The sequence below is a fragment of the Kordiimonas laminariae genome, assembly GCF_023008165.1.
GTDB classification, from domain to species: Bacteria; Pseudomonadota; Alphaproteobacteria; order Sphingomonadales; family Kordiimonadaceae; genus Kordiimonas; species Kordiimonas laminariae.
Genome location: NZ_JAKQZA010000003.1, coordinates 226,241 through 252,101, shown reverse-complemented (window position 1 = coordinate 252,101; position 25,861 = coordinate 226,241). Strand labels below are relative to the sequence as shown.

Annotated in this window: 24 protein-coding genes; 8 read left to right on the top strand and 16 right to left on the bottom strand. The window is 45.6% G+C overall.

Annotated features, from left to right (window positions below; all coding sequences use genetic code 11):
- Positions 1-32 precede the first annotated feature (32 nt).
- Positions 33-671, bottom strand: coding sequence for a B3/B4 domain-containing protein (locus MF542_RS07190; protein WP_247017446.1), 639 nt, complete (start codon positions 669-671; stop codon positions 33-35).
- A 566-nt stretch (positions 672-1,237) separates the two neighbouring features.
- Between MF542_RS07190 and MF542_RS07185 the strand changes: the two genes are divergently transcribed.
- On the top strand, positions 1,238-4,294 hold the full coding sequence (locus tag MF542_RS07185; protein ID WP_247017444.1) for a TonB-dependent receptor domain-containing protein: 3,057 nt from the start codon (positions 1,238-1,240) through the stop codon (positions 4,292-4,294).
- 99 nt (positions 4,295-4,393) lie between these two features.
- Here MF542_RS07185 and MF542_RS07180 read toward each other — a convergent pair whose 3' ends face one another.
- Positions 4,394-6,226 (bottom strand): 2OG-Fe(II) oxygenase family protein, encoded by a 1,833-nt coding sequence (locus MF542_RS07180; protein ID WP_247017442.1) that lies wholly within the window; start codon positions 6,224-6,226, stop codon positions 4,394-4,396.
- An 83-nt stretch (positions 6,227-6,309) separates the two neighbouring features.
- Complete coding sequence (locus tag MF542_RS07175) at positions 6,310-6,885, bottom strand: TetR/AcrR family transcriptional regulator (RefSeq protein WP_247017440.1); 576 nt, start codon at positions 6,883-6,885, stop codon at positions 6,310-6,312.
- 87 nt (positions 6,886-6,972) lie between these two features.
- Between MF542_RS07175 and MF542_RS07170 the strand changes: the two genes are divergently transcribed.
- Genes MF542_RS07170 through MF542_RS07160 form a run of 3 tightly spaced genes read left to right on the top strand, consistent with a single transcriptional unit; the run spans position 6,973 to position 9,293 of the window.
- Positions 6,973-7,446, top strand: coding sequence for a DUF2141 domain-containing protein (locus MF542_RS07170; protein WP_247017438.1), 474 nt, complete (start codon positions 6,973-6,975; stop codon positions 7,444-7,446).
- Positions 7,447-7,464: 18 nt separating this feature from the next.
- Entirely contained in the window at positions 7,465-8,340 is an 876-nt protein-coding gene (locus tag MF542_RS07165) for a sterol desaturase family protein (RefSeq protein WP_425531246.1), read from the top strand.
- A gap of 59 nt (positions 8,341-8,399) precedes the next feature.
- A complete protein-coding gene (locus tag MF542_RS07160) occupies positions 8,400-9,293 on the top strand; it encodes an ABC transporter six-transmembrane domain-containing protein (protein WP_247017434.1) in 894 nt (297 codons plus the stop codon).
- On the opposite strand, the gene MF542_RS07155 is transcribed toward MF542_RS07160, so the two are convergent.
- From MF542_RS07155 to MF542_RS07120, 8 genes are all read right to left on the bottom strand, one after another.
- Entirely contained in the window at positions 9,281-9,940 is a 660-nt protein-coding gene (locus MF542_RS07155) for a DUF2461 domain-containing protein (RefSeq protein WP_247017433.1), read from the bottom strand. The two genes, MF542_RS07160 and MF542_RS07155, sit on opposite strands and share 13 nt — an antisense overlap.
- Before the next feature lie 10 nt (positions 9,941-9,950).
- The gene (locus MF542_RS07150) at positions 9,951-10,295 is read right to left on the bottom strand and encodes a TfoX/Sxy family protein (RefSeq protein ID WP_247017431.1); all 345 of its coding nucleotides are present in this window, start codon (positions 10,293-10,295) and stop codon (positions 9,951-9,953) included.
- A gap of 128 nt (positions 10,296-10,423) precedes the next feature.
- The gene (locus MF542_RS07145; protein ID WP_247017429.1) at positions 10,424-11,308 is read right to left on the bottom strand and encodes a hypothetical protein; all 885 of its coding nucleotides are present in this window, start codon (positions 11,306-11,308) and stop codon (positions 10,424-10,426) included.
- A 1-nt stretch (position 11,309) separates the two neighbouring features.
- Positions 11,310-11,696 (bottom strand): GntR family transcriptional regulator, encoded by a 387-nt coding sequence (locus MF542_RS07140; protein ID WP_247017427.1) that lies wholly within the window; start codon positions 11,694-11,696, stop codon positions 11,310-11,312.
- A 318-nt stretch (positions 11,697-12,014) separates the two neighbouring features.
- Positions 12,015-14,225 carry a 3-hydroxyacyl-CoA dehydrogenase NAD-binding domain-containing protein gene (locus tag MF542_RS07135; protein WP_247017426.1) on the bottom strand — a complete coding sequence of 737 codons (2,211 nt, stop codon included), beginning with the start codon at positions 14,223-14,225 and terminating at the stop codon, positions 12,015-12,017.
- A 32-nt stretch (positions 14,226-14,257) separates the two neighbouring features.
- Positions 14,258-15,463, bottom strand: a complete 1,206-nt coding sequence (locus tag MF542_RS07130) for an acetyl-CoA C-acetyltransferase (protein ID WP_247017424.1) — start codon at positions 15,461-15,463, stop codon at positions 14,258-14,260.
- Positions 15,464-15,494: 31 nt separating this feature from the next.
- Positions 15,495-17,288, bottom strand: a complete 1,794-nt coding sequence (locus MF542_RS07125) for an acyl-CoA dehydrogenase C-terminal domain-containing protein (protein ID WP_247017422.1) — start codon at positions 17,286-17,288, stop codon at positions 15,495-15,497.
- A 37-nt stretch (positions 17,289-17,325) separates the two neighbouring features.
- The gene (locus MF542_RS07120) at positions 17,326-17,772 is read right to left on the bottom strand and encodes a MerR family transcriptional regulator (RefSeq protein WP_247017420.1); all 447 of its coding nucleotides are present in this window, start codon (positions 17,770-17,772) and stop codon (positions 17,326-17,328) included.
- A gap of 320 nt (positions 17,773-18,092) precedes the next feature.
- Here MF542_RS07120 and MF542_RS07115 point away from each other — a divergent pair, with 320 nt between their 5' ends.
- Both MF542_RS07115 and MF542_RS07110 read left to right on the top strand, forming a co-directional pair.
- Entirely contained in the window at positions 18,093-19,031 is a 939-nt protein-coding gene (locus MF542_RS07115) for a sulfite exporter TauE/SafE family protein (RefSeq protein ID WP_247017418.1), read from the top strand.
- A complete protein-coding gene (locus tag MF542_RS07110; RefSeq protein ID WP_247017416.1) occupies positions 19,031-19,789 on the top strand; it encodes a TIGR02186 family protein in 759 nt (252 codons plus the stop codon). The genes MF542_RS07115 and MF542_RS07110 overlap by 1 nt, the downstream gene beginning before the upstream one ends.
- Before the next feature lie 8 nt (positions 19,790-19,797).
- Here MF542_RS07110 and MF542_RS07105 read toward each other — a convergent pair whose 3' ends face one another.
- The 5 genes from MF542_RS07105 to MF542_RS07085 all read right to left on the bottom strand — a co-directional run bounded on the left by MF542_RS07105 (position 19,798) and on the right by MF542_RS07085 (position 23,397).
- Positions 19,798-20,055: a sulfurtransferase TusA family protein gene (locus MF542_RS07105; RefSeq protein WP_247017414.1), complete on the bottom strand. Its 258-nt coding sequence runs from the start codon at positions 20,053-20,055 to the stop codon at positions 19,798-19,800.
- 85 nt (positions 20,056-20,140) lie between these two features.
- Entirely contained in the window at positions 20,141-20,926 is a 786-nt protein-coding gene (locus MF542_RS17785; protein WP_247017412.1) for a response regulator transcription factor, read from the bottom strand.
- A gap of 232 nt (positions 20,927-21,158) precedes the next feature.
- Entirely contained in the window at positions 21,159-21,386 is a 228-nt protein-coding gene (locus MF542_RS07095) for a hypothetical protein (protein ID WP_247017410.1), read from the bottom strand.
- A gap of 156 nt (positions 21,387-21,542) precedes the next feature.
- Complete coding sequence (bioD, locus tag MF542_RS07090) at positions 21,543-22,217, bottom strand: dethiobiotin synthase (RefSeq protein ID WP_247017408.1); 675 nt, start codon at positions 22,215-22,217, stop codon at positions 21,543-21,545.
- Position 22,218: 1 nt separating this feature from the next.
- The gene (locus tag MF542_RS07085) at positions 22,219-23,397 is read right to left on the bottom strand and encodes an aminotransferase class I/II-fold pyridoxal phosphate-dependent enzyme (RefSeq protein WP_247017406.1); all 1,179 of its coding nucleotides are present in this window, start codon (positions 23,395-23,397) and stop codon (positions 22,219-22,221) included.
- Between the two features lie 119 nt (positions 23,398-23,516).
- Here MF542_RS07085 and bioB point away from each other — a divergent pair, with 119 nt between their 5' ends.
- Positions 23,517-24,542, top strand: a complete 1,026-nt coding sequence (gene bioB / locus MF542_RS07080) for a biotin synthase BioB (protein ID WP_343264860.1) — start codon at positions 23,517-23,519, stop codon at positions 24,540-24,542.
- On the top strand, positions 24,532-25,800 hold the full coding sequence (locus MF542_RS07075) for an adenosylmethionine--8-amino-7-oxononanoate transaminase (protein ID WP_247017404.1): 1,269 nt from the start codon (positions 24,532-24,534) through the stop codon (positions 25,798-25,800). The genes bioB and MF542_RS07075 overlap by 11 nt, the downstream gene beginning before the upstream one ends.
- The last annotated feature ends 61 nt before the right edge of the window (positions 25,801-25,861 follow it).

Sequence of the window (25,861 nt, the reverse complement as noted above, 5' to 3'; positions counted from 1 at the left end):
TACGTTATATTGCGGTTGTAAAAGGTCAAGAGCTAATCGGCTGTGCAAAAACGACTTATAAGGGTATCTGATATTTCCGCAGCGGCTTCGATATGCCCCACTTCGACATTGATGCCGTAGAGAACAAACAGCAGATTGGTTGTGTCATCGGTTACAGCTGTCCGGACGCTGTCGGAAAAGGGGGTGCCGAAAGGACCGTCATTATCTGCTAGAAGTGGAAGGTTCTCCAGGTTTATGGTGCCTTTTCCGATCCCCGTATATTCTTCGTTTTCCAGTCCTTTTCGCAGAGTAATATCCCCTGAGATTTTATCTGCATCATAGCAGCCAATGGGAACGCCAGTCATAAGAGAAACAAGATTCCCGCAATCAACAACGTTGTTCACAAAGTACAGGTCTTTACCAGCAAGTATTTTGCGTGTGAGGGCTTCAGAGGATGGACGGTAGCGACTTGGGTCTTTACCAAGTGTTTTAAATGCAGTACGAACGCCGCTGATCACGGGGTCAGCAGAGGCAGCTTCCCCGAGAAGCTCTTGCATGCGAACTTCGGCACCGTCTTCCACTGAGTGGATTAGGGCGGGTGCTGATGCCTTAACTTCAACAGAATAATCTAAAATACCCATATGAATAGGTAGATTGTTTTGAGAAAAAACGGGGTCGATGTGTAGTTGCATTGATGTGTCCTTGATTGATTCTTTTCTCTCATAAACACGATCATTTTCAAAATATACTATTAGTTTATTAACTTAAAATACGCGTTTAACGTGTTAATTTATAGTTTATACGATATAAACTATAGTTATATAATTATAATATTAATCTCAATAGTATAAAACAAAATACAAAATTATTCATATTTTAATAGTAAAATATATCCATAAAAGTTTATTTAATAGATATATTTTTCTAAAACTATTTTTTTTAAAGTATAGATAAGTAAATATTTTTACATATAATAAATATATAAATAAAATATACATATTATAAGAGTCGTCGTTAACTAATATTTACTTATAAAATTATATCTATAAATAAACTGTAATTAACCTAAATAAAAGGCGTGACTTAAAGATCACAATGCTTTGAAAATGTTGTGAACATGCCAATCTATACTAACCATTTAGCTCGGAAAATTCCCGTCGCCCGTGAAAGTTTAAGCCTATTAGCAAGTCGCCGCAGGGCTAGTTGGGGGCTTGCCAATATTCAACTAAAGGCAACAACAAAGGGAAGGAATTTCAAAGTGATAGATAATCTATCTTTATTCCGCCGCGCAGCGTTACTGGGGAGTACAGCTGCAATTGCTATGGGCATGTGTAGTGTGTCCGTGGCAGCACAAGATGCAGACGACACAGAGGTCGAGGAAGTAGTAGTTACAGGTTCGCGTATTTCGCGTCCAAACATTACATCTTCAAGTCCAGTAACGGTACTGGAAGCTGAGGCATTTGATATCCTTGGTGCTGTTGACACAATTGATTTGGTTAACCAGTTACCTCAGGCATTCGTTGCTCAGGACAGTTCTTTTGCTAACGGTGCTAACGGTACATCCACTTTGAACTTGCGTGGTCTTGGCGCAATTCGTACGCTCGTTCTAGCAAACGGTAAACGTTTACCTTACGGTTCTCCGACACAGGGTGGTATTCCATCTGATATTAACCTGATTCCTGCACAGCTTGTTGAGCGTGTGGAAATTATTACAGGTGGCGCATCTGCGGTATATGGTTCAGACGCGATTGGCGGCGTAGCAAACTTCATTTTGAAGAGAGACTTCGAAGGTATTGAACTTGATGCTCTATATGGTTTTAACCAGAGTAATAACAGTTCAGACTTCGCTCGTCAGGCTCTTGAAGATCTTGGCGAAGATCCAGTTCAAGGTAGTGTAACAGACAATAGCACTATCGATATTTCTGGTGTTATCGGTGCTAACCTTGATGATGGCCGTGGTAACGTAACAGCTTACTTCCGCTACCTAGATTCAAACGGTACACAACAGGGCGACCGTGACTTTGCTCGTTGTGCGCTTGGTGAGTTTGGTGGCGATCCATTCTGTCTAGGTTCTAACCAGGGTCCATTCCCGACAACATTTGTACTGTCTCCAGTGACTTCATCTGATGGTGAAGCTATTGGCGGTGGCTCATTCTCTTTGAACCAAGATGGTTCACTGTCGTCTGGCTTCAATAACGCGTTTAACTTTAACCCGTTTAACCCAGTACGTCGTGCGATTGAGCGTATTAACGCTGGTTTCTCTGGCCGTTACAACGTGACTGACAATATCGAAGCATATGCTGACTTCGGTTATACACGTTCTAACTCTCCACAAATCATTGCGCCTTCAGCGGCGTTTGGTTCATCTATCAACCAGGTTAACTGTGATAACCCACTTCTTGGCGATAACCTTGCAACAATTTGTGGTACAGTTGATTCAAACGGTAACTTCTCACGTGATCCAGATGGTGACGGTTTCGTACAAGCAGAAGTTCGTCGTCGTTTCGTAGAAGGTGGTCCTCGTACAGATGACCGTACTCTTGCAAACTACCGTCTGGTATATGGTCTACGTGGTGAGCTTGACGATAACTGGAACTGGGATGCATTTGGTCAGCTAGGTCGTACAGATCTTGCTCGTCTACAGTTTAACCAGGTTACACGTGCTAACCTAGCGAACTCACTTGATATCGTAGCAGATGCAAACGGCAACCCTGTTTGTCGTTCTGTAGTAGATGGTACTGATCCTGCGTGTATTCCGTTCACAACAGCATTTGACCCGAACGCAACAGTTGATGCTGATGCTCTACGTCAATATGTAGATACACCAACTCTTACTCAGGGTTCTATTACTCAGACAGTGTTTGGTGGTACAATTAACGGTGACCTAACAGATTACGGTCTTGCTACACCTTGGGCTGACGATGGCGTTGCGGTTCTATTCGGTTTCGAATTCCGTCGTGATGGTCTACGCACACAGGCTGATGGTACTAACCAAAGCGGTAGTCTCGTAGGTTCTGGTGGTGCTGTACTACCAACTAACGGTGAAACAGAAGTGTATGACTTCTTCACAGAGGTTCAGGTTCCTATTATTCAGGGTGCTGACTTTGCGAAAGAACTTACACTGACAGGTGCTTATCGTCGTTCTGAATACAGCTCTACTGATATTCTAAACAACGTTGAAGGCGGTGACTTCGGTGCGGACGCTTACTCACTTGGTATCTCTTGGGCACCAGTTGATGACATCCGTTTCCGTGTTCAGTATCAGCGTGCGGTACGTGCGGCGAACATTGGTGAGCTATTCTTACCACAGAATACAAACCTGACTTCGCTATCTGATCCATGTGCGGGCTTCGCCGGTACAGATGATGCACCAACAGCTACAGCTGCTGCATGTGCGAATACAGGTGTAACAGCAGCTCAGTTCGGTGCTATTCCACCTGATTCTGGTCAGCTTAACGTTCTTGTTGGTGGTAACCCGAACCTACAGCCTGAAACATCTGATACATTCACTGTTGGTGTTGTTATTCAGCCAGAAGCTATTCCTGGTCTGTCTGTATCTGTTGATTACTACAATATCGATATCACTGATGTAGTAAGCACAATCCCTGCATCATTCACTCTACAGAGATGTCTTGATACAGGTGATGCACAGTTCTGTAACCTGATTAACCGTGGTCCTGATGGCTCGCTTACTTTCTTCCCACGTGAGCAAGCGAACATTGTGACAACAAACACAAACATCGGTGCGTTCAAAACTTCAGGTCTTGACTGGCAAGTTGCTTACAACTTTGGCATTGGCGAAGACTGGGGTGACCTAGCTCTTAGCTATGTTGCTACATACCAGTTCGAAAACACATCTACGCCGCTTCCTGGTGCAGGTACATTCGACTGTGTTGGCTTCTTCGACCAAGGTTGTGGTAACCCAACATTCACATACCGTCACATTGTGAACGCTAACTGGCAGACACCTTGGGATGTAACAGTAGCTGCAAACTGGCGTTATTTCGCTGCAGTTGACCGTATCTCTTCTATCGATACAGACACTGGCGAAATCACAACATTTGCTGACGAAGGTAACGGTGAGCTAACAAGTGCTACACTTGAAGCTCAACACTACTTCGATCTGACTGTATTCTGGGACGCTACAGAGAATGTACAGCTACGTGCTGGTGTACGTAACGTATTTGATAATGACCCACCAGTACTCCCAGCATTTGGCCCATCACCAACTGCTAACGTGGAAGCAAACACTGTTGCAGGTGTTTATGAAGCTGGCGGTCGTTTCATCTTCTTTGGTGCTAAATTCAGCTTCTAATCCCTAGATAGAGAAGCTTAATCTCCCTAAATATGAATGCCCGGCTAATGGCCGGGCATTTTTTATGGCTGGTGTCGAAGGTTCGAATTGTATTGATGGTTAAATGGGTAACACGTCAAAAGGGGCAGTTAAGCGAACGCCGTTGCCCACAATGGGGTTAGTCCCGTGCCAGCAATAGGATGGAAATAGTGCTAAAAGCCCGGGTTCAGGTTTAACAAGGCGAGCTGGCGGCACCTCTTTTCCCGGCAGATCGATACCTGGTACACCAAAATGAAGCCATCCATCAGGGCGAGATGGATCATCGCTGACAGTGGATTTATCAAATGCAACGTAGAAAGCGCTTGATAACCAGCCTGCTGGATGTACATGGCTGATGTGAAAGCCTGTTTGTGTCAGCTTAACGGACCAGCTGGCAGAAAAACGGAATGCGCCCGTTTTCCTTTTTAAAAATGGGTGCTCATCATCATTTGGAAGAGCGTTGATAATATCTTGTACGGTGCTTTGAAGGGCCTGTTTATATGACTGAATAATAGCTACATCATGTTCAAGTAATTGCCCGATAGTTTGAGTGCCATGCTTCAACGTTTGATTTATGGGGGCATTTTGAGCGGTGTGTAGTGTATTTAGCTGATTAGTCAGATCATTGAGAAATTCCTCTGGTTCTAAATAACCAGCTGGAAGATTTATATGACGCGCAGTTACAAAGCGGTCATATCCAAAAAGCCAATCTGCTTTTTTGTGATCACCCATAATTGTCCAAGCGGTACCACGCAGCGCCCAGAGGTTTTGATCAAATGGCGTTGTTTTTTCGGCGGTATCAAGAATATCAAGCGCTTCGGTATCTTTGCCGATACCAATCATGTAACGTGCAAGCGAAGTAGCGATCGCTGGATCTTCGGGAGAAAGCTGATGAGCGGTTTCAAGATAATCAACAGCGCCTTCAAGGTCTTTTTTCCTGGCGCATAGTGTGCCAAATCGCGCTTTGAGAACGGCTTGAGTACCTAGATCTTTTTCTGCTTTTTTTAATGCTGCAGCACACTCATCATATCGCTCTGCTTGTAACAAGGCATCAATTTCTGTGATGCGTAATGGAATTGAGGTTGGCGCCTGTGCGATACCAATCGCAAAAGATTTTGCAAACTTGTCATTATACCCAAATTCGAAATACAGATTATTAAGAAGCTGATGTGTTTCTGTGTCTATTGGATCGAGTGTTAATACACGTCTGAAGGCGATATCCGCCTCCTCTGCTTCACCAAGTTGATAGTGGATGTTAGCCAGCACAAACCAGGCTTCCTTGGATTTTGGCAATGCTCTGGTAGCAATAAGGATATATTTTTTAGCCTCTTCGAAGCGGCCATTTTCCCTAAGCAAAACGGCTAGGGCATATAGAGTTTGAAAATCATAAAGGTTGAGCTCTAAAAGGTATTCATATTTTTCTATGGCAGCATCTATTTGCCCTGTTTGGCCAAGAGCTTGTGCTTCAATATATTTAAACTTAGGGTCATTTGGGTAATTGATGATGCCGGTTTGGGCATAATTCAGTGCTGTGTTTCCTTCGTTAAGTGCGATTGCTGTTAAAGCGCTGTTATAAAGCGCATCAGCATGGTGTGGCTGGGCACTAAGAACTTTATCATAAGTGTCTAGTGCTTTTTTATAATTACCCTGAGCATAATAGGTGCTGCCAAGGCTATTGCTAACGGCAATTGTATCTGCGCCGTTTTGGATGGCTTTTTCAAGAGAGCTAACAGCGGCATCGAATTGATTGTTTTTTTTATATATGAGGCCAAGCAGGTGCAGGCTATTGGGTTCATTGGGATATTGATTAAGTAAATCGCGGACCAGTTTTTCTGAATGGACAATCTGATTATTCTGCAGAAAGCCGTGGGCTTTTTGAAGGGTTGATTGAATGAATTGTTCGGCGTTAATCAACAATAGGCCCAAGCATAATTTAGTTTATCACATCGGTATCTTGTAGGTTAAACTAAAGTATGTAACTTAGGCAAGCGCAGGGGTTATGTCTTATCAAGTGTTTGTAAGAGCTTTAAAGCTGCTGCTTTTGATGCAGCCTTCATATTTTCCATATCGTCTAACACATTAAAAGATACAGCATTCAGATAAATGCCTTCAATGCCAGCACTCACGATATGAAGATTGTCCTTGGTTGCATCAGGGTATATGGCTTTAAGAATATTGGTAAGTTGATCGTGGAAATCGTTTGTCCATCTTGTAAGTTGTTTCCTGATGTTTTCATGTTCCGGAGCTGCAACCATTAAAGCCTGGGATACTTGTGCAGTAAGATCGCCTTCCTCATAGAATAGGTAATCAATGATTTTCTGGGGAGATGCATTTTTCAGAGAGTTTGCCAGCAGTTGCATATCAGCATCTGAACGTTCAATATAGCGTGCAATAAGGGCATCAATCAGTTCGTCTCTGTTACCGATATAATGTCTTAAAAGGCTACGTCTGAGGCCAGCTTCTTCAGCAATTTTTTCAAGCGTTGAACCTTCCACACCAAAGCGAGCAACGCATTTTTCAAACGCGTTTAAAATTTCCTCGGTACGTTTTTCCTTCACACTTGGGCGTGCCATATATGTCTCCATAAATTGTCAATATTGACAATTTAATATTCAATCCCTATTTATTATCAAAATTGATCATAAACGAAGGATCGTTCAATGAACATTAAAAACTTGCTTGTTTCTAGCGCTTTTATTTTAGCAAGTACAACTGCTTGTTCCGCAGGGAGTATAGAAGTAAAGCCCACTAAAAATGAGCAGACAGGAACTTTAACTGTGCATGTAACCAATATCAGGGATGCAAAAGGCCAGTTGATGGTGGCTATTCATGATACCAAACGTGCTTATGATAATAATAATGAGCGTGCAGCATACGCGGCTATCACCATGAAGCTGAAGAGTAAGGCGGCTAGTTTTAGTTTTCATGATTTACCGCAAGGTAACTATGCTGTGGTTTTATTTCATGATGAAAACGCAAATGGGGTTTTCGATATCAGAGGCGACGAACCGCTTGAAGGATATGGTATGTCGGGGGCGCGACATGCGCTTGATCAGCCATCCTTCCGCAAGGCCAGTGTGCCTGTTGGCAATGAAACACGGACAGTGTCTGTAAAAATGCATTATTATAAATAGTAAGGGGAGGTGGATATGATGGAATTTCTGAATACTCCTTTCACTGAAACGGAAATCTATGGCCTTGAGATTGTAATTGGCGACTGGATCTATGTTGTCTCTATGCTCTTTCTAGGTTTTGAGCTGATAAAGTTGTTTGCGAGAAAAGCACTAAGTTGGAATATCATTGGTGATGCGATTGCAAATTTTTTAACGCTTGTTGGCATGATTGGAATCAGCCTTGCTATCTTTAGCTTTTACCTCGGCATTTTTTATCTAACAGCTGATTACCTTGAGGTTGTTCAACTCCCAATCAATGGCTGGACTATACTAGCTGCGCTCATATTAGCGGATATTGCATATTATTGGGAGCATCGTTTTATGCACCGAGTGGGCTTTGGGTGGGCCACACATGCTGTGCACCATAGCTCGCCATATTTTAATATTTCGGTAGCGTACCGATTTGGTCCACTAGATAGTATTATACCGATTTTCTTCCATTTGCCTTTGGTGCTGATGGGACTCAATCCAATCTTGATATTGTTTGCTGAAGCAATGGTACAAGGGTATCAAACACTTCTACATACAGAAACTATCGGTAAGTTTCCTCGTCCGATTGAATATTTGATGAACACGCCTTCTCATCACAGGGTACACCATGGTTCCAACCCTCAGTATCTGGATAAGAACTATGGCGGTATTTTCATTATCTGGGACCGTATGTTCGGTACCTTTGAAGAAGAAAAAGAGAAGGTTGTTTACGGCGTGACAGAACCAATCAACAGCGTAAATCCGCTTGTAGTGTTCTTTTGCGGTTTTACATGGCTCGCTAAACGTATGTGGAACGCACCTGGTCTCGGCAATAAAATCAAAGCATTTTTCTTGCCGCCTGATTGGGAACCCAAAAAAGATTAGGGGCTTTGGAAAAAAAATATGCAAACCTGTAAATAGAACAGCGGGTAGGGGCGATGGTCTTGGAAAACATTACGCACGGTGAAATTCTAAAGAAATTTAGCGGCAAGATATCCATTACATTCTTAATGTTGGTGCTTGAGAACTTGTTAAGGGTTCTTGAGCCCTTGGCCCTTGGTATGGCAATTAACGGCCTGGTGGGGAAAGAATGGTTGGGCATTTATATTTTTCTTGGCGTTGAAGTTGGAATGATCGTGGTTGGCACTCTCCGGCGTTTCTATGATACTCGTGCTTATGGGGCTATTTACCGGGAAATCAGTGAAGATATTTCTGGGGAAGCAATTGAAAACCACGATGATTTGTCTCCTGCCATTGGCCGGGCAGATCTACTAAAGGAAGTGATTGATTTCTTTGAGAATGAACTGCCGATGGGATTGACGTCAGTGTTCGCTATTGGCGGCGCACTTATCATGCTCTTTATCATTGCACCCTTAACAGGGACGGTGGCTGTGGGCGCTGCGCTTCTTATTGGTCTGGTTTTTCTCTTGTCTAAGAAGCGTATGATTTCCTTGAATAAACTCATCAACAATGAGCTTGAGGCAAGGGCGCGGGTCTTCATGAGCCGGCAGAAGGAAAAGCTTGAAGGCCATTTCGGAAGCCTTGTTAAACACAGGATTGCTCTTTCTGATCTTGAAGCCAGAAACTTTGGCCTGACCTATATGTTTGTGGTGTTGATGATTGCTTTTTCTCTTTACGATTCCGTATTGCTGATTGGTGCTAATATGGGGGATGTATTCGCCATAATCACCTATGCATCCCAGTTTGCGGAAGGTGTGACTATCCTTCCCTATATGTACCAGCAGTATATTCGTACACAAGAGATCACAGGACGTCTTAAAGATGCACCGTCAACAGAGGAAACTGAAGAGCCTGCGAAAGAAGTTCAAGAACTTTGATAGAAAGATTGCATCCAATCAAAGAAGGGTTTCATCTCCCGGTAGGTTTTAGTGCAAAGAGCAATCAAATCTCCGGATGTAGCTGGTGTTGTATCAGCAAAGTCGCGCCATACCGTTAAACCTTTATAGCGAAGTAGGTAGGCATTAGGGTGGTTTGCATCAAAACCCCGCGGTATCTTTTTCAGATCTGGTTTACCAATGCGGAAACCATTTTCCTGTAAATCAGCCAGGATATCTGCAAGTTGATCCCCTTTTTTGCTGACAATGGTTTCTCTGAAGTTATTTAAGCGGTCTTTTTCAAAACCAAATACACCCGTACCAAGCACCAGATTTTCGGCCTGTAGGCCAAAATACCAGGCGAGGCTTTTCAGCCCCGATGGTACAAAAGAAATATGAAGATGGGTATTATAGGGAGTTTTATCTTTGGAAAATCTCAAGTCCCTATAAATACGGAATATTTTAGCATTATAGCTTTCGCCAAATGCGTCTTCCAGTTGGTGTTGCATAATGTTTTTAAAGAAATCAGCCGGTTCTTTGTAGTCTGCCGTGAAACGAGCCTTATTTTCTGTGAACCAATCTTTGGTATTGTTCGCTTTCAGGTCATTCAGAAATACAATGGTTTCTGGGTCAAAATGCCAACCAGCCATGATGTTATCCTTATTTAGGTGGAAGGGTAGAGACAAAGCTTAAAGCAAGTGAAACCCAATCCTGTAATATTTCATCTTCTTCGCAAGCATCTTCTGCAACAAAAATAAGGCCGCTCATGCGCCTGCCACCTTGTTCCATGATAGTTGCCCCTTCTCTTGTTAGGGCTTCGGTTTCATTTTCTTTGCCCACACGGAACATGAACCGGCCTTCGCCAGATTTAGTGCGGTCAGCTCCACCAATCATATTGCCGTTTATAAGAAAGCACACGCCACCCATCATTCGTTTTTCAGAGATATCCATAATACCTTCCAGGCATTCTCTGAAACGGTCGGTTAAATATTCATCATAGGCCATGGCTATTCCTTTTCTCAGTAAAGGATAAGGAAGGAGCATGACAGTTTTTGGCAGGAGTGAAAAGGTGTGTACTACGGAGTTAGAAAAGGTGGCCGTAGGGGCAGCCACCAGTTGGAGCTAGGGTATTGTTATTGTTGGGAGCTGGTTCCCCGGTATACCTCATAATCAATGGTTTCAACCTTATGGGTACGGAATAATAGTTCCATGATGCAGCCAACCAAGACCTGAAAATATATAGTAGTAGCGATAGGGTCGAGAACCTCATGCCCTGATATTTCAATCGCCGTGTTGAGCAGTAGAAACAGGTTCATGAAAATCAGAGAATAAACATACATTTTCACTTTGGTTTCAATTGCACCCAGTTGGTCTTTCGTAGCTTGATGGGGGTCTTGCTTTTTGCCGTGTAGAGCTTGCCGTATCGCGAAGATATAGCCGACATGAACAGCGATAAGTATTGTCAGCGAGATATAAACGTTGTCTTGCCATTCTGTAATGGAACCTTCTGATGAAATGAAGAACATAAGCCAACTGACGAAAAGAACCGCTGCGGCCAACACCGCTATTGGTGAAACGAAATCAAATAATTTTCTTGGTGCTAACTCAGCTACTCGCTTGGTGCTTTTGTCGAAATACTGCATTGCTTTAAGTTGCTGGTAGGCTGCTATTTCTGCCCTTATATGTGGGAAAGATTGCACAAACAGATATCCTACTATGATGACTTCTTCACCACCTGTTGGGCTCGGGGTATATCCTGTGTAGATTGCCCAGGTGAGAAGCCCTAGGCCCACCAAAATAGCGATACCATTCATGACTTTGTAACTGGTTAATCCACTTGTATATGCAGCCTTGGAATCATACCCGAATGAACTGGGGTACAGTTTTGGGTAATCCGTAGGCGGATATGTTTCAATTACATACCGAGCACGTTTTATAAATCTCGATGGATAGTAAAAGGAAAGCAGGAATATCTGGCTAAGGAAAGCTAGATACAGAATGAGTGTCGTGATAGCCATGTTACGCCTCTTTTTCTTTGAAGGTTCTATTGTTGATTACATCCCCGAAGGCGATACGGATTTCACTGTCTGTTGCACCTGCTTTTCGGAGTGTCTCTATCGTCTCGCTGAGTTTTTCAAAAACCCATGCATTCAAATCAAAGCTACAGTTTGCCTTGGCATCAGGATGCACAAAGGTGCCTCTGTAGCCCTTGGTTTGAATAACATTGTCGCGCTCGAGCAATTGGTATGCTTTTGCCACTGTTTTATTGTTCACATTCAAGTCGTTGGCGAGCTGCCTGATTGAAGGCAATCCATCTCCCGGCTTGATGGAATCCGTCTGCACCGCCTTTTTGATCTGTTCAATCAGCTGGGCGAACATTGGAGTGTTGCTGTCGATGTCTATCATTATTTGCATTTTTATGTTGTTCCATATGTACCGTGTGATTAAGGGGTACATATGGAACAACATAAAAGCAAGAAGTTTTTGAAAAATAATTGCGGCTTAGAAAATTCTTTTGGAATGTGAAGAGGTTAGTTGTCGTCAAATAGAGTAATGATTGAGCCACTCTTTTCCCTTGTATTGGCTCATTCATTAGAATCGCTCGGTTTTCAGGTGGTTCATTTACCTTAGCTTACGAGCCTGCGCCACCCCCTTATGGTGCAGGATTTTCCAATAAAAAAGGCCGCCGAAGCGACCTTTTCTTTTGGCTAATTTTTAGCTGGTTTATGCAGCGAGGCGGCCTCGTGTGTCGCCTTTGCTGTAGAAAGTTTCACCTTTTTTAGCCATATCGCGCAGCATTTGCGGTGGTGTGAAGCGTGCGCCGTATGCTTGAGCAAGGCGGTCTGCTTCAGCTACGAATTCAGCAACACCGTATGTGTCAATAAAGCTGAACGGGCCACCTGTGAATGGTGCAAAGCCCCAGCCGAAGATCGCACCGATATCGCCGGAGGAGGCATCAATAAGAACGCCTTCTTCAAAGCAGCGAGCTGCTTCCACAGCCTGGCGAACCATGAAACGTGATTTTACTTCGTCTACAGTTGGTTGCTCGTCGGATAGCGGGAAATGATCCTGAAGGCCAGGCCACAGGTATTTCTTACCACCGTCTTCAGGATACACATAGTTACCCTTGCCGTTCTTGCGGCCGAAACGCTCTAGATCAACAACCATTTTCTCAACGAAACCGTCTGCCGGGCTTTCTACGTATGCGTCACCAAGCGCCTTCTTCGTTGCCATACCCACTTTGTAGGATAGATCAAGCGCAACCTCATCACCCACAGCAAGTGGGCCAACAGGCATACCAGCCATCTTACCAGCGTTTTCGATAAGCGCAGGGTTCACGCCTTCTTTCACCATCGCGTAACCTTCGGTTACGTATGTGCCGAAACAGCGGCTTGTGTAGAAACCACGGCTATCGTTCACAACGATTGGTGTTTTCTTGATCTGGCTTACATAGTCAAGCGCTAGAGCAAGTGTTGCATCATCAGTTTTCTCACCCATGATGATTTCAACAAGAGGCATCTTGTCTACTGGTGAGAAGAAGTGAATACCGATGAACTGGTGCGGGCGAGAGAAGTTTTTCGCGAGACCAGTAATTGGCAGTGTGGATGTGTTTGATGCAAACACAATATCATCACCAATAACGGCTTCTGTTTTCTCGGTTACATCTTTCTTGATGTCTTCTGCTTCAAACACTGCTTCGATGATCAAATCACAGTCTTTAAGGTCAGCATAATCAGATGTTGTTGTAATGCGCTCTAGAAGTGCGTCGCCTTTTTCCTGAGAAACCTTACCGCGCTCAACACCTTTTTTCACAAGGTTACGGCTGTAGTCTTTACCTTTTTCGGCAGATGCTTCGTCGCGGTCTAACAGCACAACTTCCATGCCTACTTTCGCAGAAACATAAGCAACACCAGCACCCATAAGACCAGCACCAAGCATACCAAGACGCTTCACTTTCTTGCGCTCGATACCTTCAGGGCGAAGGGAACCTTTTTCAACTGCTTGCTTGTTGATGAACAGGCTGCGGATCATGTTGCCGGCAACCGGATCAGCAAGAAGGCTCATGAAGTATTTGCTTTCAATACGGATCGCTGTATCGAAATCAACAACACCACCTTCAAACAGGCAAGAAAGGATCGCCTGAACCGCAGGGTAGTTATGCTGTGTTTGCTTTTGAGCCATAGCGTTCGCACCAACAAATGTTTGCACGCTGCCTGGGTGCATTGCGCCAGAACCACCTGGGTATTTGAAGCCTTTCTTATCCCACGGAGCGAGCGCAGAAGGAGATTTTTTAACCCATTCTTTGGCTTTCGTTACCACATCTTCAAGCGGTGCGATTTCCTGAGCAATACCAAGACCAACAGCCATTTGGCCTTTGAAAGGCTTGCCTGTTGTAATTGCTTGTGCTGCTGCCTGAATACCAATCAGGCGTGGTAGACGCTGTGTACCGCCAGCACCTGGAAGCAGGCCAACTTGAACTTCTGGGAAACCAAGCTGCATGCTAGGTACGTCTGCAAGCACGCGGTAGTGACAACCAAGAACGAGTTCGAAACCACCACCAAGCGCAAGGCCGTTAACAGCGGCTGCAAAAGGTTTTGTACCTTCTTTTGCTAGAACTTTACGGTTCTTGTCGCCTGTTTCCATCTTGCGAAGGATTTTATTCAAGCGGAAAGCGCTTTCAAAAGCTTCTTCTGGTGTTGCATCGCCGCCAGCCTGGCCGCCAAGCATGTTTAGGTCAGCACCCGCAAGGAACGCCGGCTTACCAGATGTGATAACCGCACCTTTGATCGCATCATCAGCAAGAACCTTATCCACACATGTGTCCAGGTCTTCGATAAGCTGTGCGTTGAATACGTTCATGCCTGTGTTTGGCAGATCGATTGTTAGAAGTGCAATGCCATCGCCATCTACTTCAAAACGAATTGTTTCAGTCATTTTCAAATATCCCCGAAAATATCAGTTGGCGATTAAACGCGTTCGATGATTGTTGCTGTACCCATGCCTGCACCAATACAAAGTGTAGCAAGCGCTGTTTCTTTGTTTGAACGCTCAAGCTCATCAAGAACAGTACCAAGGATCATGGAACCAGTTGCACCAAGTGGGTGACCCATCGCGATAGCACCACCGTTTACGTTGATGTCGCTGTGATCAATATTCAGTGCTTCCATAAAGCGCAGAACAACAGAAGCGAACGCTTCGTTCAGTTCCCAAACATCAATATCTGATGTGCTCATGCCAGCACGTTTCAGTGCTTTCTCTGCCGCGAAAGATGGGCCTGTAAGCATGATTGTTGGCTCAGAACCAACAGATGCCATCGAGCGGATGCGAGCACGTGCCTTAAGGCCAAGCTTTTCACCCATTTCTTTTGTGCCAACGAGAATGGCGGAAGAGCCGTCTACGATACCGGATGAGTTACCAGCATGGTGTACGTGATTGATACGTTCAATTTCTGGGTATTTCTGGATTGCAACGTTATCAAAACCGAATTCACCCATCTGTACGAAAGATGGCTTAAGAGCGCCAAGAGACTGCATTGTTGTTTCAGGGCGCATGAACTCATCATGGTCCAGCACAGTCATGCCTACAACGTCTTTCACTGGCACGATGGATTTTGCAAAACGGTTATCATCCCAAGATGCTTTCGCACGGTTCTGGGATTCAACAGCGTATGCATCCACATCATCACGGCTATAGCCGTATTTTGTTGCAATAAGATCAGCTGAAATACCTTGTGGTACGAAGTAGCTGTCGAACGCTACAGATGGATCCATCGGCCATGCGCCGCCATCAGACCCCATTGGTACGCGTGACATGCTTTCAACACCGCCGCCGATTGCCATATCTGCTTCACCAGACATAACTTTTGCTGCTGCTACGTTCACAGCTTCAAGGCCAGACGCACAAAAACGGTTCAGCTGGAAGCCTGCAACAGTTTCTGCGTAACCAGCATTGATCGCTGCAACACGTGCAATGTTTGAACCTTGCTCACCAACCGGAGCCACACAACCAAGAACCACATCGTCTACAACAGATGTATCAAGGTCGTTGCGGTCACGAATTGCTTCTAGCGCCTGAGTGGCAAGCTGAACTGGTGTAATTTCGTGGAGCGAGCCATCTTTACGACCGCGTCCGCGCGGTGTTCTGATAGCATCATAAATATAAGCATCAGTCATTCTTAATATCCCTTTCAGTGTGCCAAGCGGCTTAGAAATTTGCTGCGTCAAGCGCCATTACATCTTCTGCACCCGTTTGCAGTTCACCAAGAAGGGCTGCAGTTTCCGGCATGCGGCGGTTCATGTAATAACGGCCTGTGATTAACTTGTTTTCATAGAAGGTAGGGTCACTTGTGCCTGCGTCCAGTTGTTCAGTTGCAATTTTTGCAATTTGTGCCCACTGGAAACCAAGGAGTACATGGCCAAACAGGTGCATATATGGTGTAGAAGCGGCACCAGCATTATCTGGGTTTGCCATACCATTTTGCACAAGCCACATTGTTGCTGTTTGAAGATCAGTCAGTGCTTTGCTGAGTGGTTTCACGAAATCAGCAAGCTTTTCGTTCTCTTTGTTGGCAGACAGGAATTTGCCTACATAGCTGAAGAAAGCCTGAATGCCGCGACCACCATTTGCGGGAAGTTTACGGCCCACAAGATCAAGCGCCTGAATACCGTTTGCACCTTCATAAATTTGAGTAATACGTGCATCACGGACAAACTGTTCCATACCCCATTCAGAGATATAACCGTGGCCGCCAAATACTTGCTGCGAGCTAGCGCAATATTCAAAACCGCGATCGGTAAACACGCCCTTCATCACAGGAGTTAGAAGACCAACGATATCATCTGCCCACTGGCGTTTTTCTTCGTCAGGTTCGTTATGTGATACATCAACAAGAAGTGCACACCACATAGCTGCCGCGCGCGCTGCTTCATTGAAAGAGCGGGCGTTCATAAGGTTACGGCGTACATCTGGATGTACTATAATGGAATCAGCTGCTTTTTCCGGCATTTTAGGGCCAGTAAGGGCACGGCCTTGGATACGGTCTTTCGCATACTCAACAGCGTTTTGGTAAGCAACTTCAGAAAGGCCATAACCCTGAACAGCAACACCAATACGTGCAGCGTTCATCATGATGAACATAGAGCGCAGGCCTTTGTGAGGTTCGCCTAGTAAGAAACCCTTCGCGTTGTCATAGTTCATCACACAAGTAGAGTTACCGTGAATACCCATTTTTTCTTCAATGGAACCACAAGAGACGCCGTTCTTCTCACCAACGGAGCCATCTTCATTCAGATTGAATTTCGGCACGATGAAGAGCGAAATACCTTTCACGCCTTTTGGCGCATCTGGCAAGCGTGCAAGAACAAGGTGGATGATGTTATCAGCCATGTCGTGTTCACCGGCTGAGATAAAAATCTTCGTGCCGGAGATTGCATAGGAGCCATCATCATTTGGTTCTGCTTTAGTGCGCAGCATACCAAGATCTGTGCCACAGTGTGGTTCAGTCAAGTTCATGGTACCTGTCCACTCACCAGAAATCATTTTCGGCAGGTATGTTTGCTTTTGCTCGTCAGTACCATCAATATTGATAGCAGCACGTGCACCAGCTGTAAGGCCAGGATACATAGCAAACGCCATGTTTGAAGACACCATCATTTCCTCAAGACAGAAACCAAGTGTGTGAGGCATGCCTTGACCGCCGAAATCTGGGTTTTCTGTAAGGCCAGGCCAGCCACCTTCAGTATATTTTGCGTATGCTTCTTTGAAGCCTTTCGGTGTTGTTACAGAACCGTCTTCTGCGCGGTGACAGCCTTCTTGGTCACCTGAAAGGTTAAGGGGGGCTAGTTCGTTTTCACAAAGCTTCGCACCTTCTTCAAGAATAGCGGAGATTAGATCAGGGGTTGCTTCATCGTAACCCGGAAGGTGTGAATACTGGCTGAGGTTCAGCACTTCATTCAAAACGAAACTCATGTCCTTTACAGGGGCCTTATAGCTTGGCATGGGTGTTCCTATCTATGTTGAGATCTTATTAATTTGTTTATTCAGGGTTGAAGCTGCTCATGATTTCGCCGGTTGTGGTATCAACCCACTGGCCGGTTTTTTCACAGCGTTTCAAATTGGAAAGCAGATCGCAGAAGCCTTCGAGCTCCACGATGGTTGCGTTAATATCGTCCCGTTGGGCCTTCAAGGCTGTTATTCTTTCGCGGCAACGGTTTTCAGCGACTTCACGTTGGGTTTGGCGGCCATCGCCAATATCATACAAGTCCAACATCTCACCTACCTCAGCGAGGGAGAAACCAACTCGCTTACCTCGGAGTATCCAGGAAAGGCGGGCGCGGTCAGCACCGCTATAGACACGTGTTTGGCCTTGGCGCTGCGGTGCGATGAGCCCTTGCTCTTCATAGTGCCGCAAGGTCCGGGGGGTTATGTGGAACTCGGTTGCGAGATCCTGAATTGAATAGGTTCTGTTTTCTTGTTTTGACATGAAACCATCCTTTAATGCTGAACATTAAAATATGTTCCGTTGACGTTAACGTCAAGTGTTTCTCAGTCACTTTTATAAGGCACTGGATTCCCGAAGGAATTGGGGGTTTTGAGCCAAGAAAGATAGTAAGAGATAACGGAAAGTCACCGAATCGTGTGGTTTTCGGGTTTGAATAGATAAAAAAACTTATCTGAATTGCATAAAAGACCTTATGCGGGATTGATCTTAATTCTATTTTTAGCTTAGGGTATTAAGAATAACTGAATGTCAGGTACCGGACCTTCTTCCGTACTTCATGCTATTTTCAGGGCCAAAACAGTATGCCTCTTTATCTGCCGATTGCCGAACTCTCCATGAACATATTTTTGGTGATTGGAATGGGGGCTGTTGTTGGCTTTCTTTCAGGCATGTTTGGAGTTGGTGGCGGTTTCCTTATGACACCGCTGTTAATTTTTTCTGGCGTGCCGCCTGCTGTTGCTGTGGCGACTGAATCCAATGAAATTACTGCAGCTTCTGTATCGGGTGCGCTGGCGCACTGGCGAAGGCAAGGTGTGGACGTAAAGATGGGAGCGGTCCTTATTGTGGGCGGTGCTATTGGTTCCTTCTTTGGGGCACAGGTCTTTACATATCTGAAATCACTGGGGCAGGTTGATCTGATGATCGCCCTTGCTTACGTGGTTTTCCTTGGATCTGTTGGTGGTTTGATGTTCTGGGAAAGTATGCGGGCCATATACCGTCAGTATACAGGATATGTGCCGCCAAAGCTTTCTCGGGAAGATCGTCATAAAGCCTGGATACATGCACTGCCATTTAAGATGCGTTTCCGTAAATCTCGCCTTTATATTTCTGCAATCCTGCCACTTGCTATTGGTATGCTTGTGGGTGTTTTAGCGGCGATTATGGGTGTTGGTGGTGGTTTCATCATGGTTCCAGCCATGATTTATATCCTTGGTATGCCGACCAATGTGGTTGTGGGAACATCTCTGTTCCAGATTATTTTCGTTACAGCACTAACCACAATCTTCCATTCAGTGAATACCCAAACAGTGGATATCTTCCTTGCAGTTCTATTGTTGTTCGGCGCGGTGATTGGCGCACAAGTTGGAGCGCGTGTTGGCCTTAAAATGAAAGGCGAGCAGCTGCGAGCACTTCTTGCTGTTATGGTGTTAGGCGTGTGTATCAAGATGGGCTTTGGATTGGTGATTGAGCCAGAAGAACTATACAGTGTTGCAGAAGCAGCAGAGCAGGGTGGTCATTGATGCGTCTGCTTGTTCTTATTTATATGCTGTTTGTAACTGTGGTTTTACCGTCGCCCGCCATGGCTTTGGTAACCGATCTCTCGAACAATAAAATTGAGATACGTTACAGTTTTGATGGTGCACAGTTGATCTTGTTTGGGGCGGTGGGCACATCGCTCAAGGACCCAGATAGTGCACCTTATGAAGTTGTTGTGGTGGTCCGCGGACCAAATAGCGAAACTGTGGTGCGCAAGAAAGAAAGGGTTGGCGTTATCTGGGTTAATAACCAGAATATCACTTTCCCGTCTGCCCCAGGGTATTATGCTGTTGCTGCAACTGCGTCCCTGGATGAAATTGCTCCGGCAGCTGTGTTTGAAAAATACGGTATTGGGTTTGATTACCTACCACTTGTTGTGCGCTCAGGTGATGATGTAGCAGCCCCCGAGCCCGCTTTTAGAGAGGCTCTTTTCCGCCTTCGTGCTGGAGAAGAATTGTTCCGCCAGGAACTTGATAGCGTTACCAAGCTAACGCAGGGGCTTTTCAGGACAGATATCCACTTGCCAGCGAACGTACCCGTTGGTGATTTTATTGTTGAAACGTTTTTGTTTCAGGACGGTAAAATCAAAGATCGCAGTCGTATCAAGTTAGATGTTGGTAAAGAAGGTTTCGAACGGGCCGCTTATGACTTCGCTCATGGATCACCATTTTTATACGGTTTAACCGCCGTTGTTGTGGCTTTAAGCGCTGGCTGGCTTGCAGGTGTTTTAGGGAAGAAATAATTTCTTCCCTATGTCTCTGAGGGCAGGCATTTCTCAATTTCAAAGATATAATTGTCGTCTTCTACATATGCCATTAAAAGCTTATGGCCTGCCATGCGGCAGAAAGCAGGCATATCATGCACCGATGCTGGATCAGACGCTGTTACCTGTAAAATTTCACCAACTGTCATATCGTCAAGAAATCTACGTGCACGCAGCACTGGCATAGGGCACATAAGGCCCGTTGCATCTAATTCAACAGCAATTTTGTTTGGATGTTTACTCATTAACCCGGCAATCCTCTCGCTGCCTATACTACTAAGATAACTTTAAAATTAAATTCTCAATAGCACGTTAATGAATTTAGGTATTTTACCCATCCAGAATGCCGTGCCTTAAGGCAGTGGGTAATATCTCGCGTGTTGATGCAACATCAAGTGTTTCTCGAAGTTCTTTCAAGTGAAAGGATACGGTGGGAGTTGACATGCCTAACATTTCCCCGATTTGAGTATTGGTGTAACCGGCATGTAGCTTTTGCAGAACTTCATATGGTCTGCCCTTAATGCCAAGTGCTTCGGCATAAACATAGCGCATATGATTTTGGAAAACCGTATGCATGTAAAGTGCAGCAATATGGCATTCATTTACTGCCGACGGTGCGATTTGATTTTCTAAATCTTCTACTTCCATATCACAGAAAAGGCTGACATCAGCATTATTACGACCAAACAAATGTTTGATAGGAATAAGTAGAAAGGAACGAAGGCCATTTTCATGCATATGATCCATGAATTCAAAACGAACATCATAGAATGGGTCGTTTGGTTCCAGTTTTGTTTTGCCGTGAAAGGATGGTTTCAATGTAGGTGACACAAGATAGTTCCTGGTTGGGTCCAGATTTTTTGCGCGTTTTTTTCGATATCCCTCAATAACGGTTGCATCAATACTGGTAATCCAGCTTTTACCGGCTAAGGACACATGAAGTAGATTAGAACTGCCTTCAATAGTATGTGAAGGAACTTCTCGGGTGGCGTAGCCGTAGCTATAGGAAGCGTGTGTAAAATTACGCTCTCTAATAAATTCCAGGAATTCTTCCCAGACTTGAAGATTTGACTGGCAAGCCTCCAAGCTTTCAATAAAACTATGAATTAATTGCACTTTCTACAATCTCTATCTGACCCCCATAGTTATATAAATAGCCTTTAGCGCACTATGTTTTCAATAGTGTTTCACCATAATCGTCGAATTTTATGCAGGTGTGAGTAAAATGTTAAAGACCCGCCCCTTGGGTGAAAGGGCGGGCCTTATGACCGGAATTGGGTATGTTCCGGTCACAGACAGGACTTCGGGTGCCGGGTGCTGAGAGATGCCCTGTCTGTATCTGGGTGTTTTAGTGGATCATTGCAGTATCTGCGTGATGTTCTGGCATAGAGCGCATGATCAGGTGTTCATGAATATTAAGCCAGATATCCAAACCTTTTTCATCACCGAGTGATTTCATTTTCGCCAGAGCATGATCTGCATAGTGCAGTGCCTTTGGACCAAGGTTCTTCAGTAGGTTATCAGCGACGATACCGTAGTAGACATTCGGGTCGAAAGGTAATTGCTCTTGTTGCATTGGTTGCTCCATCACAGGGTGATTACGTTTGGAACATTAAGAGCAACTGCTGTGCCAGTTTTGAAATGGTTGGAATACTGGGGTTTTGATCAAGCTCGTATCTTGGATGGTGAAAGCTGCCGGGCATATATGGCCCAGCAGGGAAAGGCTTGCCTGCTAGAGATTTAATTGGCTGAGCATGTCGGGGCTTACACGCCATAGGTCAGGCGTTTTGATACGAGGTAGCGCGATTACCGGAATATCTGTCCAATGCTTAACCTGCTCAATGGTGGCGATGAAATCCGGGTGGTCGTCTCCGGCTGTCTCGCTGATCACGACGGCTCTTACAGGCAGTTTGCGTGCCTGCATAGCTTCAAGTGTTGCAGTGATATGGGATAGGGTTCCTAGATAGCTACCAGCAACGAGGATGGAATCCAGCTTCAGGTCCGCAATCCAGTTGGCAACGAGTTTATCATCATTAAGCGGTACAAAGCTGCCGCCAACACCTTCTACAAGGGTGAATGGGTTTTCATTTAGTTGTTTCCGGCAAAAAGCAATAAGTGCATCATAATCTAGCGTTTTACCTTCGAGTTTCGCTGCCATGCTTGGTGCAAGTGGTGCTTTATAGCGGAATGGAGAAATGGCATTCCATGTCGAAACTGTTGGCTCAAGCCCGAGACTCTCAGCAATCACGGCAGTATCCGTACCTGTCATGTCATCTTCGATACCACTGATAATAGCTTTGATAGCATGCACGGGTTTGCCAGCGGCTTTCAGTTGATGGCAAAGGCAGGCAGTTACGAAGGTTTTGCCAATTTCGGTACCTGTAGAGGTAATGAAAAGACCGTTCATACTATGCTCCATACCCTAAAGCCTTACAGGCCATAATTAAGCCCTCAACGTCTTCGTCATTATGGCTTGCGGAAAAACTGAAACGCAAACGTGAAGTACCCTCTGGTATGGTAGGTGGACGGAAAGCGATCACTTTATAGCCCTTTTCGGCAAGCTCAGTGGAAGCATCTAGCGCAGCAGTTTCAGCACCAATCACCAATGGTACGATAGGGGATTGAGGTTCTGGCAAGCCAAGTGCCGCTGCAAATTGCTTTGCAAGCTTAAGCGGGCGCTCTGTGAGCGCTTTGTCATTCTCAATCAGGTCAAGCGCTTTGATGCTGGCACCAAGAGCAGCTGGTGGCAGGCCCGTCGTGTAAATAAATGGCCGAGCACGAGTTTTCATCAGGTCGATGACAGGCTTTGATGCGGCCAGATAACCGCCATATGAGCCAGCACCTTTTGATAAGGTGCCCATCTGCAGTGGTACATAACCTTCAGCACCAAGTGCATGGGCTGAACCACGGCCTCCGCCAACAGTACCAAGTGCATGGGCGTCATCATTCATCAACCAGGCATCAAATACCTTGGCCAGCCTGCCTAATTCCAGAAGCGGAGCCAGATCACCGTCCATAGAATAGATACCGTCTACAACGATTAGAACACGTTCATAGTCATGACGGTGCCCGCGAAGCAATTCTTTCACATGATCAACATCATTGTGTCTGAAGAAATGGCAAGTGGCACGTGAGAGCGTGATACCTGCATGAATGCAAGTGTGGACCAGTTCATCCGCAATGATCAAATCTTTGGGGCCAATAAGCGTTGGAATAATGCCAACGTTCGCCATGTAGCCAGAGCCAAATACAGCGGCATCTTCCGTGCCTTTAATACGGGCTATCGTAGCTTCCAGTTCCGCGTACAGTGGACAGTTGCCTGTAACCAGGCGGCTCGCGCCTGTGCCTGCACCGTAGCGGGCACTTGCTTCCTGTGCGGCAGCCACTACATCAGGGTGTGTGGATAAGCCCAGATAATCATTATCTGTAAAACTGATCAGGCGAGGGCCACCGTTAACGGAGAGGGCCATATCCTGTGTGCGGCTTGTGTTCACCAAAGTACGGCGCTGGTTTTTGGCTTCCAGCGCTTGAAGCTTGCCGGATGCAAAATCATTCAGGCTGGCGGGTGCTTTGTTTTCTGTGCTCATGCGGGTCAGATAGTGTTTAGATACCCATACGTCAACCAGTGATTTTGCTTGACTTCACGGCTCTATATCGCGACTTTGCCCACAAACAGAGCCTATGCTTTTAAGGAGTGGCTAAGAGTATGAATGCCCCGGTTAAAATTGATACAACTGATATGAACCAAGAACCAGAAATCCGTCATGACTGGACTAAGCAAGAGATCATGGATCTTTTTGCCTTACCTTTCATGGACTTGGTGTTTGAAGCACAGCGTGTTCACCGCCTGTACCACAACCCAAATCAGGTTCAGTTGTCCCAGCTGATTTCAATTAAAACTGGTGGCTGTGCGGAAGATTGCTCCTACTGTTCCCAGTCAGCTAAATACAAGAAAACTACAGGACTCGACGCTACCAAGCTTATGGAAGTACAGCGTGTTGTAGATGCTGCCAAGAAAGCAAAAGAAGGTGGTGCAACCCGTTACTGTATGGGAGCGGCGTGGACTAGCCCGAAAGATCGGGATATGGACAGTATCATAGCCATGGTTGAAGGTGTGAAAGACTTGGGCATGGAAACATGCATGACGCTTGGCATGCTTGATGATGAACAGACATTGCGCCTTAAGAATGCTGGCCTCGATTATTATAACCACAATGTGGATACGTCTGAGGAATACTATAAAGAGATTATCACCACGCGCTCGTATCAGGAGCGGCTGGATACGCTTGAACGTGTGCGCAATGCGGGCATGAATGTTTGCTCTGGTGGTATCGTGGGTATGGGCGAGAAGCCGGAAGATCGTGCTGGTATGCTTATGACGCTTGCGAACCTACCGCATCACCCTGATAGTGTGCCGATTAACATGCTGGTCGCTGTACCGGGTACTCCGATGGAGCATCTTGAGCGCCTTGACCCGTTTGAATTCGTGCGCACTATTGCTGTTGCGCGCATTATGATGCCGAAATCGGAAGTACGTCTTTCCGCTGGCCGTCAGGAAATGTCAGAAGAAACTCAGGCGTTTTGCTTTATGGCGGGTGCAAGCAGCATCTTCTATGGTGAGCAATTGCTGACAACTGCGAACCCTGAAAATAATAAAGACATGATGCTGTTCAATAAGCTTGGTCTGAAGCCTGCTGAAGTGAACGCTAAAAAAGAGTGTCATGCCAAATAGTCCAGAATGGTATTCTGAGGGGCTTGGGCATATCTGGCTCCCTTACACCCAAATGAAAACAACACGTCCGCCACTTCCCGTGGAATCTGCGGGTGGTGTGCGCTTGAAGCTCGCGGATGGGCGCGAGCTTATTGACGGTATTTCCAGCTGGTGGGCAGCCTCTCACGGTTATGGTAATGCGCATATCGTTGAAGCGATGAAAGTCCAGCTTGATAAAGCGGCGCATGTGATGTTTGGCGGGTTAGTTAACGAACCTGCTCTTAAGCTTTCAAAACGTCTTGCTGATATGCTTCCTGGTGATCTTAATCGCTGCTTTATTGCAGAATCAGGCTCTGTTTCTGTAGAAGTAGCCATGAAAATGGCAGTGCAGTATTTCCTTAACCGGGGGGAGCGCCGTAGTAAATTTGTGCATTTCCGCGGCACATACCACGGCGATACTCTTGGTACCATGGCAGTGTGTGACCCTGATGAAGGTATGCACAGTCTGTTTTCGGATATCCTTATGGATAATATGCTTACTGATCTGCCTCGCAATGAGACGGAAGCAACTGCGTTTAAAGCATATCTCAAAGAACATGCATCCGACGTTGCTGCTGTGATCACTGAGCCCCTTGTGCAGGGTGCAGGCGGCATGGTGATGCATGGTCCTGAAACACTTAAGTGGCTCCGCGAAGCATGTGATGAAGCGGGTGTGCTTTTCATTGTGGATGAAATTTTCACTGGTTTTTACCGTACAGGTACCCGTTTTGCTATAGAGCAGGCGGATATTGTGCCGGATATGGTAACGCTCTCCAAGGCACTGTCTGGCGGAGCGTCACCGCTTTCTGTATGTGTGGCGCGAGATGAAATCTTTGATGCTTTCTATGATGATGATCCGATGAAAGCTTTGATGCACGGGCCAACCTATATGGGGCACGCTCTTGGATGTGCAGCCGCGAACGCCTCTCTTGATTTGTTTGAGCAGGAAGACTACGGCGCAAAAGCAAAGCGAATTAATGAACTGCTTGTTGAGGGACTTGAGCGTTGCCGTGCACTACCAAACGTGAAAGATGTGCGCACGCTGGGCGCGATTGGTGTGGTGCAGCTTGAGGATGCCTCTAATATTGAAGCGTTGAAGCCGCTGTTTGTTGAAGCTGGTGTCTGGATCAGGCCGTTCCGGGATATTGTCTATCTAACCCCGCCGCTGGTGATTAGTGACGATGATCTCATTAAGCTTACAAACACCATTTATCAGGTGTTAAAAGCCAATCAGACATAAATGTGATGATTAATCACTGGTTTAATCGGGCCTTCCAGCTATATCCTCGGTTTATAGGGAA

Coding starts and splice junctions, on each gene's coding strand:
- MF542_RS07175 (WP_247017440.1), bottom strand. CDS start 6,885: ATGGCACGCCCAAGTGTGAAGGAAAAACGTACCGAGGAAATTTTAAAC.
- MF542_RS07120 (WP_247017420.1), bottom strand. CDS start 17,772: ATGTCAAAACAAGAAAACAGAACCTATTCAATTCAGGATCTCGCAACC.
- MF542_RS07155 (WP_247017433.1), bottom strand. CDS start 9,940: ATGGCTGGTTGGCATTTTGACCCAGAAACCATTGTATTTCTGAATGAC.
- MF542_RS07170 (WP_247017438.1), top strand. CDS start 6,973: ATGAACATTAAAAACTTGCTTGTTTCTAGCGCTTTTATTTTAGCAAGT.
- MF542_RS07105 (WP_247017414.1), bottom strand. CDS start 20,055: ATGAGTAAACATCCAAACAAAATTGCTGTTGAATTAGATGCAACGGGC.
- MF542_RS07145 (WP_247017429.1), bottom strand. CDS start 11,308: ATGGCTATCACGACACTCATTCTGTATCTAGCTTTCCTTAGCCAGATA.
- MF542_RS07165 (WP_425531246.1), top strand. CDS start 7,465: ATGGAATTTCTGAATACTCCTTTCACTGAAACGGAAATCTATGGCCTT.
- bioB (WP_343264860.1), top strand. CDS start 23,517: ATGAATGCCCCGGTTAAAATTGATACAACTGATATGAACCAAGAACCA.
- MF542_RS07190 (WP_247017446.1), bottom strand. CDS start 671: ATGCAACTACACATCGACCCCGTTTTTTCTCAAAACAATCTACCTATT.
- MF542_RS07135 (WP_247017426.1), bottom strand. CDS start 14,225: ATGACTGAAACAATTCGTTTTGAAGTAGATGGCGATGGCATTGCACTT.
- MF542_RS07075 (WP_247017404.1), top strand. CDS start 24,532: ATGCCAAATAGTCCAGAATGGTATTCTGAGGGGCTTGGGCATATCTGG.
- MF542_RS07110 (WP_247017416.1), top strand. CDS start 19,031: ATGCGTCTGCTTGTTCTTATTTATATGCTGTTTGTAACTGTGGTTTTA.
- MF542_RS07085 (WP_247017406.1), bottom strand. CDS start 23,397: ATGAGCACAGAAAACAAAGCACCCGCCAGCCTGAATGATTTTGCATCC.
- MF542_RS07095 (WP_247017410.1), bottom strand. CDS start 21,386: ATGCAACAAGAGCAATTACCTTTCGACCCGAATGTCTACTACGGTATC.
- MF542_RS07115 (WP_247017418.1), top strand. CDS start 18,093: ATGCCTCTTTATCTGCCGATTGCCGAACTCTCCATGAACATATTTTTG.
- MF542_RS07140 (WP_247017427.1), bottom strand. CDS start 11,696: ATGATAGACATCGACAGCAACACTCCAATGTTCGCCCAGCTGATTGAA.
- MF542_RS07150 (WP_247017431.1), bottom strand. CDS start 10,295: ATGGCCTATGATGAATATTTAACCGACCGTTTCAGAGAATGCCTGGAA.
- MF542_RS07125 (WP_247017422.1), bottom strand. CDS start 17,288: ATGCCAAGCTATAAGGCCCCTGTAAAGGACATGAGTTTCGTTTTGAAT.
- MF542_RS07130 (WP_247017424.1), bottom strand. CDS start 15,463: ATGACTGATGCTTATATTTATGATGCTATCAGAACACCGCGCGGACGC.
- bioD (WP_247017408.1), bottom strand. CDS start 22,217: ATGAACGGTCTTTTCATTACCTCTACAGGTACCGAAATTGGCAAAACC.